Origin of the sequence: Pantoea sp. PNT03 (genome assembly GCF_014852515.1) — a bacterium.
Classification (GTDB): domain Bacteria; phylum Pseudomonadota; class Gammaproteobacteria; order Enterobacterales; family Enterobacteriaceae; genus Pantoea; species Pantoea leporis.
In genome coordinates this window covers 77,480-90,085 of the sequence record NZ_JACVBT010000006.1, presented here as the reverse complement: position 1 = coordinate 90,085, position 12,606 = coordinate 77,480, and the positions used below count along the sequence as shown (strand labels likewise).

Genomic DNA, 12,606 nt, shown 5'->3' with positions numbered 1-12,606 from the left:
GCCCTTTCACTCCTCAACTTATACACACCCACGCTTTACTTCCCCACCTATCTCCGCCACTTTGCTCCTTCATCGCATTGTGGAGCCAGGCATGCTAATCCATCCAACCGATACTCTGACTTTTTCCGGCAATCCACGTCAGGCTGAGCTGCGTCAGCGCCTGCTGCAGCCGGATGCGCCGAAAGTGATTGCCGCTGCGTTAGCGAAGCAGCTGGACCGTGAAACCTTCACCCATCGCCACGCTGCCGGGCAGCTCTTCTGTTTGAAGCAGGGATTGATGACGGTGAAAACGCCGTCGGGTATTTTCGCCAATCCGCCGCGACTGGTGGGCTGGATTCCGCCCTACTTTGAACATGCGATCATCGGGCCGGGCCCGGTGCTTGGCTGGACAGTATTGGTGGACGACGCGCTGGCCGCACCCTTGCCGGATCATCCCGTCCTGCTTTCCTGCCCGTCGGTGCTGGAGCCGCTGGCGGAAAGACTGGCAACCTTGTCGCCCGATCACTGGGGCAGCGCGCGCTACCATCGCCTGTGCGAGGTGTTCCTGGATGAGTTATATGAATCGACCGAACATCCGCTGACGTTACCGCTGCCAGCAGAACCGCGCTTGCTGCAGATTGCGCGCCTGTTAATGGACGACCCCGCCGATACGCGTACCGGGCCCGAACTGGCGCGCTGGGCAGGACTCAGCCCGCGCAGCCTCAGCCGTCATTGGGCCAGCGCGGTCGGCATGAGTTTGACGCGCTATCGCCAGGTTTCACGTTTACTCAAATCACTGGAAGGATTGGCCGCGGGCAAAAGTGTGCAGCAAGTGGCGTGGCAGGTCGGATTCGACAGCGTTAGCAGCTACATCAGCGCTTTTCGCAGCGCGTTTGGCTCAACGCCCGGCAAATACTTTACGCCGCCAGCCGACTCTGCGGATGCAAAAACAGCAAACTAGCAGGCCCATCAATGTCCGGCAAACTGTGCTGATATTTGCGACGGAACGCGCCTGGCGGCAGGTCGAACATGCGGCGGAAGGTGCGGCAGTAAGTTTGCTGCGAGTCGAAGCCATATTTGATGGCGATATCCATCAGCGGCATATTGCTGTTCAACAGCGCAATCACCGAAGCCGTTAACTTGCGCTCGCGAATATAGGTACCCAGCGCGACGCCGGTGTAACTGCGAAACAGTCGCTGCAGATGCCACTGCGAATAGCCGGCGCGGCGCGCCACGGTTTCCAGAATGAGTTTCTGTTCAATGTTGTCCTCAATCCAGAGCATCAGTTGCTGCATAAAGGCGGCGTGCATATCCATCTTTCCTCCTGATGTCGAAATGAATACCGTGATACCGATAAATCGTCGCACATCCCGTAGCGGCGCGATTTATCGCGCAATAAATTGCGCCGCTACGATCAGTGCGCTCTGAAATTTCGGTGTCAGCGATTAACTGATAAGCATTATAAGAAGACGTTAGCTGGCTATGTGATGGTCAAAAGCCAATAAATAACGATAACTCGCCAATTTATGGCTGTTCCTACAGCTAGGACTCTTCGGCATCTTGTAGCCAAATGCATCATGTAATATTGTTAGTTACATGAAATGATACTTTGAGATGAAAAGGAGAATGTATGAGCAGCTTAATAATATCGAACCTGTCAATATGCCTGGCGATCGCACTGGCATCGGCCAGTATTTCCATGACAATTACCCAAACTGAGCTATTCGCGGGATTACGCGCATGGACCGCTAAAAAGAACGCATTATTGGGTCATTTGTTTCATTGCTTCTATTGCATGAGCCACTGGGTGGTATTTTTCGGCATGGTGGTTTATCACCCTGATTTATTACATAGCAGAATGGCAATTGCTGACTGGCTGATGACAGCATTTATCACCCTCACGCTAACAACCTTTATTAATGGTTTGATGTTTAAGGTTTTCCAGGCGGCCATTACTACGCACGTCATGAAGCATGAAGCACAAATCACCTTACAAAAACAGGATTAACCGATGTGATGAATAGCCGGGAAAAATCGGTTATTCACTGCATTTAGGGAAGGTATCGGACGGGAGGCCAAGTTTAGCCATTTTACTCAGATAATCGTCACTAATATCGGCAACAGTAATTTGGCTAAAGCGCTTCAACAACAGCGCTTCCGCTTCGCTAAGGGTTTGATCGAGTTGCGCATCAACGGCATGCTCAACCAGACAAGGCGAGGGCTCCGCAGCCGGACCAATGCTAAACAGCGCTGGTGCGCCGATTGCCTGATAAACATCCAGCAGGGATATTTCCGTTAACGCCACACGCAGCTCCCATCCACCACCGTGCCCTTTTTCTGACACCACATACCCTTTATCACGCAGGCCGGACATCATCCTGCGCACCACCACCGCATTAGTGCCCAACATTTTAGCCATCGTTTCTGAAGTGGCGCGTTTAACGTGCCGATCCAGATGTATCAGTGCGTGCAACGAGCGGGACAAGCGATTATCGCGCGGCATAAATCATTCCTCTAAAATTCACCACACTCTAACAAAGGAGTGAAGTGGCAACAATTTATCGCGCTATCATCGAGTCAAAAGCTTAATCATCAGCGTTTACGGATATGACACGAAAATATCAAGGAGAACACCATGAAAGGAATTTACCCCGCGCAGAGGAGCGATTTCGAGGCGATAACCACGGTATGGGAAGCCTCGGTGCGGGCGACGCATCATTTCCTGCAAGATGCGGATATCCGCGCTCTGCGCCCGTTGGTGCGCGAGCAATATTTGCCGATGGTTGAGCTGCGTGTTTATCGCGATGAACAACAGAACATCGTCGGTTTTCTCGGCGTGGCGGATAATCGGCTGGAGATGCTGTTTGTCGCGCCGCAAGTGTTTGGTCTCGGCATAGGCAAACAGCTAATGCGCTTCGCCATCGAACAAATGAATGTCACCGAACTGGATGTGAACGAGCAGAATCCGCAGGCGCTAGGTTTCTATCAGCATCAGGGATTTGTTATCACCGGCCGCTCGCCGCTGGATGGTCAGGGAAATCCTTTTCCGCTGCTTCATCTGCGCTATGCGCCGTGATTTAAATGGTCGCGCCCATTGAAAGGCGATAATGCAGGTCGACCTGCTCGATGGTGGGCTGCTGGTTGATCTTTTTCAGGATGATCTCCGTCGCCACTTTTCCCATCTCAAAGCGCGGCGTAATCACGCTAGCTAAGCGTGGCGTGGTTGCCTGACCAATTTCCAGCCCGTGAAAACCGGCAATCGCCATCGCTTGTGGCACGGCAATGCGCGCCGCCTGACACTCCTGCAGTACGCCAACCGCCAGATCATCATTGGTGCAGAGAATCGCATCCATCTCCGGATAGAGCTGGCGCGCCAGCGTCATCATGCCGGTACCAATCGATACCGAAGAGACCTTGTTCGGCACAATCCGGCCCGCAGGCAACCCGGCCGCTTCAACCGCATCGCGATAACCGGCGTAACGTTGCTCATCACGACGATCGGACATCGAACCAAAATAGATAACGCGCTGTTTGCCGCTGGCCAGCAGCATCGCCGTCATGTCGTAGCCGGCGCGATAGTTGTCGAAGCCAACATTGATGCGTCCACGCGCCTCGGTCAGCCCCATCACTTCCGCCACCGGAATATTGGCGGCGTTTAGGTATTTTTCTGCGCGCACGGTGTGCACAGATTCGGTCAGGATCAGCCCTTTGATGTTAAAGGCCAGCACCGTGGCGATCTGCTCCTCTTCACGCTGGGCGTTGTAGTCGTAATTGACCACCAGCGTTTGATAACCGTGCGCGCTGGTCACCGATTCAATGCCCGCCAGCAAGTCGGCAAAGATTTGATTATTAAAAGAAGGAATTAAAACGCCGATGCGCGGTGGGTTCTGTTTGGTCGCCGAGACATTTTCGCTATCCGCGACGTAGCCAATTTCGGCAATCACGCTGGCGATTTTCTCCGCCGTTTCCGTTTTGACTTTTTCCGGCGTGCGCAGATAGCGACTTACCGTCATTTTGGTGACGCCCGCCAGGGTAGCAATATCGTCCAGAGTGATGCGCTGCGTTTTCATTACGACGTCCGCAAAGAGGGGCTGATAATCAACGTATTATGCCCGTTGCCTGTTAAAAAATGAAACGCACCCGTGCGCTCCGTCGGGTGAAATAAACCCGGCAAACCCACATATTCAACAGAATGAAAATTCCAATAAAAAGCAAATTGTGCAATGCCCTTACTGAGTGAGTTGATGAAAAACCTATCATTTCATTGGGCTATAAGCATACTCCTGACGACTTATTCGGCAATTTTCGCCACCCCCTTCACACTTTTCGGAAAAAATGATCCAAATACCATCATTTAGAACATATATTCCAACACGAAGACCTCGCGTGAATAAAAGTTGAACATCGAAACCTACACCACCCTCTTTCTGGACAAGTAACGTTCAGGCCGTAGAGACAAGGGGCTATAACAATGGATACCAGGCAAAAACGCTACAACATGAAGTATGTCATTCTCTGCTGTACTGTCGCGGCATTCGGCGGTCTGCTGATGGGATATGACTCTTCCATTATCTCCGGTGCAATCGAACCCTTAAGTGAATATTTCCAGTTAACGCCCGCTGAAACCGGCTGGGCCGTTTCCAATATCCTGCTCGGCAGTTTGATCGGCTGCTTTATGGCACCGCGCCTCAGTGACAAGCTGGGACGTAAAAAATCCCTCGCCATCACCGCCCTGCTGTTTACCGTTTCGGTGATCGGCACGGCGCTGGCGCATAACTTCACCGTGTTCGTCATCTTCCGCATGATTGGCGGATTAGCGATTGGCCTGGCCTCGGTGATTTCGCCTATCTATCTGGCCGAGCTGTCGCCTTCGAAGTTTCGTGGCCGTACCACCGCGCTCTATGCGGTGTGCTGCGTCGGCGGACAATCGGTAGTGTTGCTGACCAACTACTTCATCACCAAATCCACCTTGCCGGATGTGATGATCAACATGGGCTGGCGCTACATCCTCGCCACCGCGCTGGTGCCGTGCGCGCTGTTTATTTTGTTCATCGCCTTTATCCCGGAATCACCGCGCTGGAACGTGCTGAAAGGCAAGTACGATGAAGCGTTGGATACGCTGACCAAAATCTCTAACCGCGAACATGCCGAGAGCGTGTTCAACGAAATCAAACATTCGTTTTCTGATAAAACCGCGCAGCAGCACAAATCGCGTCTGCGTCTGGATAAAACCACCATTCCATTGCTGATTGTCGGCATCGGTTTGGCGGTGGGTAACCAGATCAGCGGTATCAACGTCATTCAGTACTTTGGGCCAACCTTGCTGAAAAACGTCGCGGGCAGCACTGACTCAGCGCTGCTGCAAACCTTCTGGCTGTCGATTTGTCAGTTTATTGGCGTGCTGGCGGGGATGATGCTGATCGATAAAGTCGGTCGTCGTAAGCTGCTGCTGCTGGGCGCAATCACCTCTTGCGTGTGCCTGACCTACTCCTTCATCGCCTTCTATTACCACTTGCCGGGTATGCTGGCGGTTATTGGCCTGTTCGCTTACATGATTTTCTTTGGTATGACGTGGGGGCAGATCGTCTGGACGGTGCTGGGCGAAGTGTTCCCAACCGAGATTCGTTCGATTTGCGTGGGGATTTCCATCTGCGCGATGTCGATGGCCAACTTTGTTATCAGCAGCACCTTCCCGATCATGAACAGCAGCCCGATGCTGCTGGATATGTTCCACGGTGGCTTCCCGCTGTTGCTGTTCGCAATCTTCTCGCTGGGTATGTACTTCTTCACCTTCCGCTACCTGCCAGAGACGGCCGGCGTGTCGCTTGAGAAGATTCATGCGCTGGTGCTGCGTAAATTTAACGTCGAAGCAGAGTTGCCGGAGACGACGTCCACCGTGAAGGCGAGCGAATCATTTGATATTCCACGGCATTAAGCGGTAAGGATACGAATCTGCAGGGCGCCCTTTATGGCGCCCTTGTTAACTCAGGCGTTCGTACTGCTCAATCACCGCCAGCGCTAAGCCGTTGGCGGGATCGATACGCAGCGGCAGGAAATGCAGCGCGGTATGGGCGAAGGTAAAGGCCAGCGCACCGGCCTGCGCCGCCTGCTGCACCGCCTGCACAAACGCTGGCTGCGCATTCCACGGCCCATCAATAATGATGCTGGCCGGATTCACCAGCTGCATCACCTGACTCAACGCGTTGCCCAAGTGGGTGCCCGCCTGCGTCATCACCTCTTTCAGGATTTCCGGTTCGCTCTCGCCATTCTGCCAGCGCAGGCCCGGTTTGCGTTTTGCCAGCTGCTGCTGAATGGCCGGTTTGCTCACCAGCGTTTCCAGACAACCTAAGCGGCCGCAGCTACAGCGTTCGCCGTTGGGTTGCACGATAAGATGGCCGATCTCGCCCGCCGTCCAGCTGCTGCCGGTAAACACTTCGCCGTGTTCCACCAGCGCGCCACCTAATCCTTCAGAAATTCGCAGATAGAAATGGCTTTGCGACTTATTCAGTTCGAGTTGCTGCACCGAAAGCAGCGCCGCAGCTTTGACGTTATTCATGATGCGCAGCGGCAGCGGCATCTCGTGGCTGAGGATGGTCATCACATCCACATCCTGCCAGCCCAAATGCGCGGAAAAATGCACCCAGCCGCGATGCGGATCGATGATGCCAGGGAAACCAATCGCCACGCCGAGCAGCTCGGGATGCGCCGCGTGCAAGGTCTGGCACACTTCCACCAGCTCATGCAGCAACTGCTCGGGATCGCTGGTTTCGGTGCGCCAGGTTTGCTCGGCAATCACCTGCGAGAAATAGTCGCACACGCGCCAGTGAATCGCCTGGCGCTCCACCATGATGCCCGCGCTTTTCAGCTTTTCGGCGCGCAGCGAGATTTCGATTTTCGGTCGTCCCGCTGACGCCACGCTAACCGGGCCGAGCTCATTGATCAGCCCGGCTTCCAGCAAATCATCGACAATCAGTGAAACGGTGTTTTTGCTCAGCTCGAGCGCTAATGCCAGATCCTGGCGGGAGGTGATGCGGGTGGTGCGCAGTTGCATCATCACCCGCTTCAGGTTGTTCAGGCGAAGTAGTGCTGGACCTTTACCGGCTGCTTTCATAGCACTCCTCAATACTCATCACCGCGCACACGGCTGCGATAACTTTCCCAGTCAAAGCGCACCCACAAGCTGTTGCCGAGGCGCATACGGTCCATCACGCGTTCACCCAGCAGCGAATTCATGCCGGCGGGATCGAGGTTCGATAACATGCCCGTTGGGCGTTTCGACGATGAGCGGCGATCAACAATCTGATTGATGATCACTTTTTCATAGCGCGATTCACTCTGCATCCCGATCTCATCGATCACCAGCAGATCCACATGGCTGAGATCGTGCAGCAGGCGCTCTTCAGTTAAATCGCTGCCGCCGCTGAAAGTGCCTTTCATGCTCGACATCAAGTCGGCCACGGTCACAATCAGCACGCTTTTACCGCGAATAATCAGATCGTTACCAATCGCCGCGGCAAGGTGGTTTTTACCGGTGCCGGGACGACCGGAAAAAACAAAACTGGAGATGCTGTTTTCAAATCCGGCGGCGTATTCGCGCGCCATGGCCAGCGCTTTGCGCTGCCCATCATTTTCCACGCGATAGTTGTCGAACGAGCAGTTCATGTGCAGCTCGCGGATGCCCGAGCGCCCCATGATGCGCTGCATTTTCATCGCGCGGTTTTCTCGCACAATCGCTTCCGAGCGCAAGCGGCCCTGTTCCTGGTTCCAGGCCAGCAGCTCCGCGCCGCTTTTGAATTTCGGCTGCACTTCGGACGGCATCATCTTTTTCAGGCGACTAAAAAGATCGTTCGGCGTTTTCATTACTCACCTCGGAATCCATCGGGAATATCGTAATCAGTATTGCTGATTTGCGTGAGATCGCGCTTTGGCTGTCCGCCATTGGCGGCGCGATTCATCTGCACGCTGCGCGCTAGCTTCTGCTGCCACTGCACATGATGGAACAAACGGCCTTCCGCCTGCCAGTACGCCACAAACGTGGCCAGCTCGGCGGCGGTAACCGGTTCACTCAACGCCACGCCCCAGATCGCGGCCTGACGCTGAAAATCGCTATCGGGCTGCCAGCCTTCATACATCGCGAACTTGCCCACCGGCGTGGCGATGGGCGCGCTTTCGGTCTGAAACAGACTCTCATCCAGCGTGACATCATTGGGCTGCTGCGCGGCGGCTTCCAGCGCCAGCAGCTGCGCCAGACGCTGCGGCGTGAGCGCATAAAACGCCGGCGTATTGTTATGCAGCACCGCCAGCGTGCCGTTATCGGCCTGCTGCAGCACGGCGAGCGGGTCATGGCAGAAGCCATCCAGCCCCACCAACGTTGAAGATAAGATTTTGACTGACATGAAGAAACCTGACGTTAACCAGCATGGTGCGCCGGGCGGCAAATTCAGCCCGGCGTTATGCGGTAAGTGTACCTGTTTTAGGACAAGTGATCGTCAAAAAGGTCGCAGCGATTAGCGTGGCATCGTCAGCGGTTCAGCGCGATCCACATGGCGTGACGCGTGCGGCACTCGAACCGCGACAGGCTGCGGCCGGGTTTGCCAAAGATAGCGAGCCGATGCGATCAGGCACAGGCTGTAGCCAAACATCTCGCTGCCCTCTTCCGCCATGTTTTTTACCACGCGGTTATAGCCATCGAGCATCAGATGTTCCCACAGCTGATGCATGCCAAACAGGCGCGAAAACACCAAAATAGCCAGTAAACCTGCGGCCATCATCTGCCAGCTGCGATGCTGAACCAGCGACGCCAGGCCGGGCAGGATCTGGCGCGGCTGGCGGAAGGCCATCGCCAGACAGGCCGCCGTCGTCGCCAGCGCAAACCACAGCCATGCGCCGTGCCTGATGAAATCGAACAGGAAGTCCATCTCACGAATCAGCATGCAGCTGTAAAAACCGCCGACCAGGATCAGCACGCTGCGTTGTGATGGCCGCTGCCAGGCCGAGAGGAAATAGAAGGTGGCGATGAGCAAGAGCATCAGCTCCTGGGTGATTTCGGTGAAGGAGGTTTCGTGCAGGGCATCGTTCATCCAGTTGACGTCGATGTAGACCATCGCCATACAGAAAACGAGCACCAATCCACTGATGAGAAAGGCCGTAACTTCACGGCTAATAAGAATAATATTGTTGCGCATATTGTGACCAAAGTAATGATTAGCGCGCTTAGTATATGGACCTCAGGTTTTGTCACTTCTCTTTTTATGCCGATTAGAAGCTGGCGCTGACGCCCAGGCTATAAATAAACTGCTCACCGCTGGTCACTGCGCCGGTTTGCGCAAAAGAAGCAAAGGCCGCCATATTTTGCCCCAGCGGCATATTTGCGCCGACGCTGACATCCACCCAATTATTTTCCCGTCCGTTGATATCCTCGGCTCGTTCGCGGGTGGGCGATGGCAACTCTTCATTTACCAGATGGCTGTAACTTACCTGCGCCCACGGCGATATCCCACTAAAGCTAGAATCCACGCGCCAGCCAACGGAGGCAATGTGCTCGGCGTTGTTGCTATCCACTCCTGCGCACTTCGGACAGCTCAAAGTCGAATCATCTACCGCAAACTGCGCCACCGGCCCGGTGCTCACCGCTTTACTCATCGGCATCGACCAGCCGGCAGAGTAGCGATTAACAAAAGGCGTAGCGCCGACGCTGGCGGTTTCACTGTGCATCACCAGCGCGTAGTCATTCGGCGAGTTAAGCGCGGCGTCAAACAGGTTGGCATCGGGGTTTTCTGTCAACATCAGGTGATTACTGGAAATTTTTTCAGCAAGTATGGCGTTGTAATCGGGTGCGCTATTCTGGCTCGATTGATCAAAGGCATAGGTATTCCCGGCCAGAAAAAATAGCCATACACTGCCAAAAGCCAGCGCGATTATATGCTGGCCTGTCCGCTGACTTTTCTGCAACATGAAGGACTCCTGACGAGCCGGGAAGAGATGGGCGTTTAGGTTTTATAAGATCTATATCGGCGCCCCTTGTATAACTATTAATCGCTTTTGCCATTCGTCAAGGGAACTACCGCTATTTCATAGGCTAAGGGAGTGATGCAATGCAACGTTGTGGCTGGGTAACTGAGGATCCACTGTATCTGGCGTACCACGATAAAGAGTGGGGCGTGCCGCAAACCGATAAGCGAGTCTTATTTGAAATGGTCTGTCTTGAAGGCCAACAGGCAGGACTTTCATGGATTACGGTACTGAAAAAACGCGAAAACTACCGCCGCGCGTTCCATGAATTTGATCCCGCAGCCGTGGCGTTGATGGATGAAAGCGACATGGCACGGTTGATGCAAAATGCGGGACTGATTCGCCATCGCGGCAAGCTGGAAGCGATCATCAACAATGCGCGTGCCTTGCTGGCGCTGGAAGCCACCGGACAGGAGTTTTCACGCTTTATCTGGTCTTTTGTCGACCATACGCCGATTTTGCACCGTTACGCGAATTACAAAGACGCGCCAACGACCTCCGAGCCCGCGATTGCGCTGTCGAAAGCACTTAAGAAGCGTGGTTTTAAATTCGTCGGCCCCACAACCTGCCACTCATTTCTACAGGCCTGCGGCTTAATTAACGATCATCAAACCAGCTGTTTTTGCCATCCTGATAATCTTTAAAGCAAAAGTTTACAAATTAAGACTGACCCTCACGCATTTCCCCATAATTGAACGGCATAATAGTGCCGTTTTGGGGCTTTTCCCCGTTTATATCTGTGAGGGATTTTTCATGAATAAGCGTATTTTGGCGCTGACCTTGTTACTGAGCGGCAGCCTCGCGCTGTCGGGTTGTACCACCAATCCCTATACCGGCGAATCGCAGGCGGGCAAATCGGGTATCGGTGCTGGTTTGGGCGCGGTGCTGGGTGCGGGCGTGGGCGTGCTGTCGTCGTCGAAGAAAGATCGCGGTAAAGGTGCGTTGATTGGCGCGGCGTCCGGTGCCGCACTGGGCGGCGGCGCGGGCTATTATATGGATGTGCAGGAAGCGAAACTGCGCGACAAAATGCGCGGCACCGGCGTCAGCGTGACGCGTCAGGGCGACAACATCGTGCTCAACATGCCGAATAACGTCACCTTTGATTCCAACAGCAGCAACCTGAAACCGGCGGGCGCCAACACCCTGACCGGCGTGGCGATGGTGCTGAAAGAGTATCCAAAAACCGCCGTGAATGTGGTGGGCTACACCGACAGTACCGGCACGCGCGCGCTGAATATGCGCCTGTCACAGCAGCGCGCCGACAGCGTGGCCAGCGGTCTGATTCTGCAAGGCGTGGCGCAAAACCGTCTGCGCACCCAGGGTTTAGGCCCGGATAATCCGGTTGCCAGCAACAGCACCGAAGACGGTAAAGCACAGAACCGTCGCGTTGAGATCACCCTCAGCCCACTGGGCTAAAAGTAAAGAGCCGATCTGCACGAACAGATCGGCTTTTGTCACATTTTTCCGCCTCTTTTGACGCCATCTTTGTTAGAAAAAGCTAAAAAATTCGTAACCGATAGAGCCGCCTTTTCCTTTATGCTAGCGTGATCAAAAATTGATCAGTGGGACGCTATCATGTCACTCAAAGCCATCGCCGCTACCCTTGGCCTCTCTGTTACTACCGTGAGCCGGGCGCTAAATGGCTATGACGATGTAGCGGCCGTCACGCGTAAACGCATTGAAGATGAAGCGAATGCGCGCGGCTATCGCCCCAACGACGCTGCCCGCCGCCTGAAAACCGGGCGCGCCAATGCGGTCGGTCTGCTCTTTCCCATCAGCCACGCCTCGCTCAATGACAGCTATTACAGCCAAATGCTGCTGATGCTGGATCAACGCCTCGCCCAGCACGATATTGATTTGCTGTTGCTGCCTGACAAACCGCAAGGGCAACAGCGTAAGCTGATCCGCATGCTGCGCAGCGGCGCCATCGATGCGCTGATTTTAACCCACACCCTGCCGCAGGATGCGCGACTGCAACGCTTGCAGCAGAAGGGTTTCCGCTTCCTGACGCTCGGCCGCAGCGAGCTGCCGCTGCCGTACGCGTGGATCGATTACGATAATCACGCCGGTACCTTCCTGGCGGCAGAACACTGCCTGCAACAAGGATGGCCGCGTCTGGCCTATCTCGGCAGTAACGAAACGGCGACTTACATCCTCGATCGCCGCCAGGGTTTCATTGATGCGCTGATTCAGCATCAGGCGCCGGTCGATCAATCCCTGATGGCCGCGCTACCCGCCACACGCCGCTCCGGCTATCAACAAACCAATGCCTGGCTGGCGCAAGGCGACGCGCCGCAGGCGATCATCACCGATTGCAGCACGCTGGGTGAAGGTGCCGCGATTGCGCTGCAGCAAGCGGCCCGCCTCAAGGGCGCGCAGGCGATTCCGCTGTATGTGTATGATGGATTGCCGCCCGATTCGATTGTCGATCAGCCGGTGAACACCATTCTGCAATCATCGCAGCAGCACATTGGCGAGCGCATCGCCGAAATGGTGCTGCAACTGCTCGATGATGTGCCGCCAGGCGATCTGCAAACGCTCTGGCAGCCGGTGCTGCGACTCACTTCTGACGCGCAATGATTGCGCCTGGCGCGAGCTGTGTTAGTCTTCGCCTGT

At 54.8% G+C, this 12,606-nt stretch carries 15 protein-coding genes; 7 read left to right on the top strand and 8 right to left on the bottom strand.

What is annotated here, in order from left to right:
• Positions 1 to 91: 91 nt before the first annotated feature.
• Positions 92 to 940: an AraC family transcriptional regulator gene (locus IB226_RS20130; protein ID WP_101763863.1), complete on the top strand. Its 849-nt coding sequence runs from the start codon at positions 92 to 94 to the stop codon at positions 938 to 940.
• Here IB226_RS20130 and IB226_RS20125 read toward each other — a convergent pair.
• Positions 897 to 1,295: a helix-turn-helix domain-containing protein gene (locus IB226_RS20125; RefSeq protein ID WP_101763864.1), complete on the bottom strand. Its 399-nt coding sequence runs from the start codon at positions 1,293 to 1,295 to the stop codon at positions 897 to 899. The genes IB226_RS20130 and IB226_RS20125 overlap by 44 nt on opposite strands.
• Positions 1,296 to 1,609: 314 nt before the next feature.
• Between IB226_RS20125 and IB226_RS20120 the strand changes: the two genes are divergently transcribed.
• Positions 1,610 to 1,987, top strand: a complete 378-nt coding sequence (locus IB226_RS20120; protein WP_192236817.1) for a DUF1360 domain-containing protein — start codon at positions 1,610 to 1,612, stop codon at positions 1,985 to 1,987.
• Positions 1,988 to 2,017: 30 nt separating this feature from the next.
• On the opposite strand, the gene IB226_RS20115 is transcribed toward IB226_RS20120, so the two are convergent.
• On the bottom strand, positions 2,018 to 2,482 hold the full coding sequence (locus IB226_RS20115; RefSeq protein WP_110868261.1) for an Rrf2 family transcriptional regulator: 465 nt from the start codon (positions 2,480 to 2,482) through the stop codon (positions 2,018 to 2,020).
• 132 nt (positions 2,483 to 2,614) lie between these two features.
• Here IB226_RS20115 and IB226_RS20110 point away from each other — a divergent pair, with 132 nt between their 5' ends.
• Positions 2,615 to 3,055 (top strand): acetyltransferase, encoded by a 441-nt coding sequence (locus tag IB226_RS20110; RefSeq protein WP_192236816.1) that lies wholly within the window; start codon positions 2,615 to 2,617, stop codon positions 3,053 to 3,055.
• 1 nt (position 3,056) lies between these two features.
• Here the strand turns inward: IB226_RS20110 and IB226_RS20105 are convergent, their stop codons facing one another.
• Positions 3,057 to 4,049 (bottom strand): LacI family DNA-binding transcriptional regulator, encoded by a 993-nt coding sequence (locus tag IB226_RS20105; RefSeq protein WP_110868259.1) that lies wholly within the window; start codon positions 4,047 to 4,049, stop codon positions 3,057 to 3,059.
• Between the two features lie 401 nt (positions 4,050 to 4,450).
• Here IB226_RS20105 and IB226_RS20100 point away from each other — a divergent pair, with 401 nt between their 5' ends.
• Positions 4,451 to 5,914: a sugar porter family MFS transporter gene (locus IB226_RS20100; protein WP_101763868.1), complete on the top strand. Its 1,464-nt coding sequence runs from the start codon at positions 4,451 to 4,453 to the stop codon at positions 5,912 to 5,914.
• Between the two features lie 45 nt (positions 5,915 to 5,959).
• On the opposite strand, the gene IB226_RS20095 is transcribed toward IB226_RS20100, so the two are convergent.
• The 5 genes from IB226_RS20095 to IB226_RS20075 form a co-directional block, all read right to left on the bottom strand.
• Positions 5,960 to 7,090, bottom strand: a complete 1,131-nt coding sequence (locus tag IB226_RS20095; RefSeq protein WP_101763869.1) for an ROK family protein — start codon at positions 7,088 to 7,090, stop codon at positions 5,960 to 5,962.
• A gap of 8 nt (positions 7,091 to 7,098) precedes the next feature.
• Positions 7,099 to 7,839, bottom strand: a complete 741-nt coding sequence (gene dnaC / locus IB226_RS20090) for a DNA replication protein DnaC (RefSeq protein ID WP_110868257.1) — start codon at positions 7,837 to 7,839, stop codon at positions 7,099 to 7,101.
• Complete coding sequence (gene dnaT, locus IB226_RS20085; RefSeq protein ID WP_101763871.1) at positions 7,839 to 8,375, bottom strand: primosomal protein DnaT; 537 nt, start codon at positions 8,373 to 8,375, stop codon at positions 7,839 to 7,841. Before dnaT ends, dnaC begins: the two co-directional genes overlap by 1 nt.
• A gap of 111 nt (positions 8,376 to 8,486) precedes the next feature.
• Positions 8,487 to 9,164: a hypothetical protein gene (locus IB226_RS20080; protein WP_192236815.1), complete on the bottom strand. Its 678-nt coding sequence runs from the start codon at positions 9,162 to 9,164 to the stop codon at positions 8,487 to 8,489.
• A gap of 73 nt (positions 9,165 to 9,237) precedes the next feature.
• Positions 9,238 to 9,933 (bottom strand): autotransporter, encoded by a 696-nt coding sequence (locus IB226_RS20075; RefSeq protein WP_137384840.1) that lies wholly within the window; start codon positions 9,931 to 9,933, stop codon positions 9,238 to 9,240.
• A 140-nt stretch (positions 9,934 to 10,073) separates the two neighbouring features.
• Between IB226_RS20075 and IB226_RS20070 the strand changes: the two genes are divergently transcribed.
• From IB226_RS20070 to IB226_RS20060, 3 genes are all read left to right on the top strand, one after another.
• Complete coding sequence (locus IB226_RS20070) at positions 10,074 to 10,634, top strand: DNA-3-methyladenine glycosylase I (RefSeq protein WP_192236814.1); 561 nt, start codon at positions 10,074 to 10,076, stop codon at positions 10,632 to 10,634.
• A gap of 109 nt (positions 10,635 to 10,743) precedes the next feature.
• Positions 10,744 to 11,406: an OmpA family lipoprotein gene (locus IB226_RS20065; protein ID WP_101763875.1), complete on the top strand. Its 663-nt coding sequence runs from the start codon at positions 10,744 to 10,746 to the stop codon at positions 11,404 to 11,406.
• Between the two features lie 159 nt (positions 11,407 to 11,565).
• The gene (locus tag IB226_RS20060; RefSeq protein WP_137384838.1) at positions 11,566 to 12,570 is read left to right on the top strand and encodes a LacI family DNA-binding transcriptional regulator; all 1,005 of its coding nucleotides are present in this window, start codon (positions 11,566 to 11,568) and stop codon (positions 12,568 to 12,570) included.
• The last annotated feature ends 36 nt before the right edge of the window (positions 12,571 to 12,606 follow it).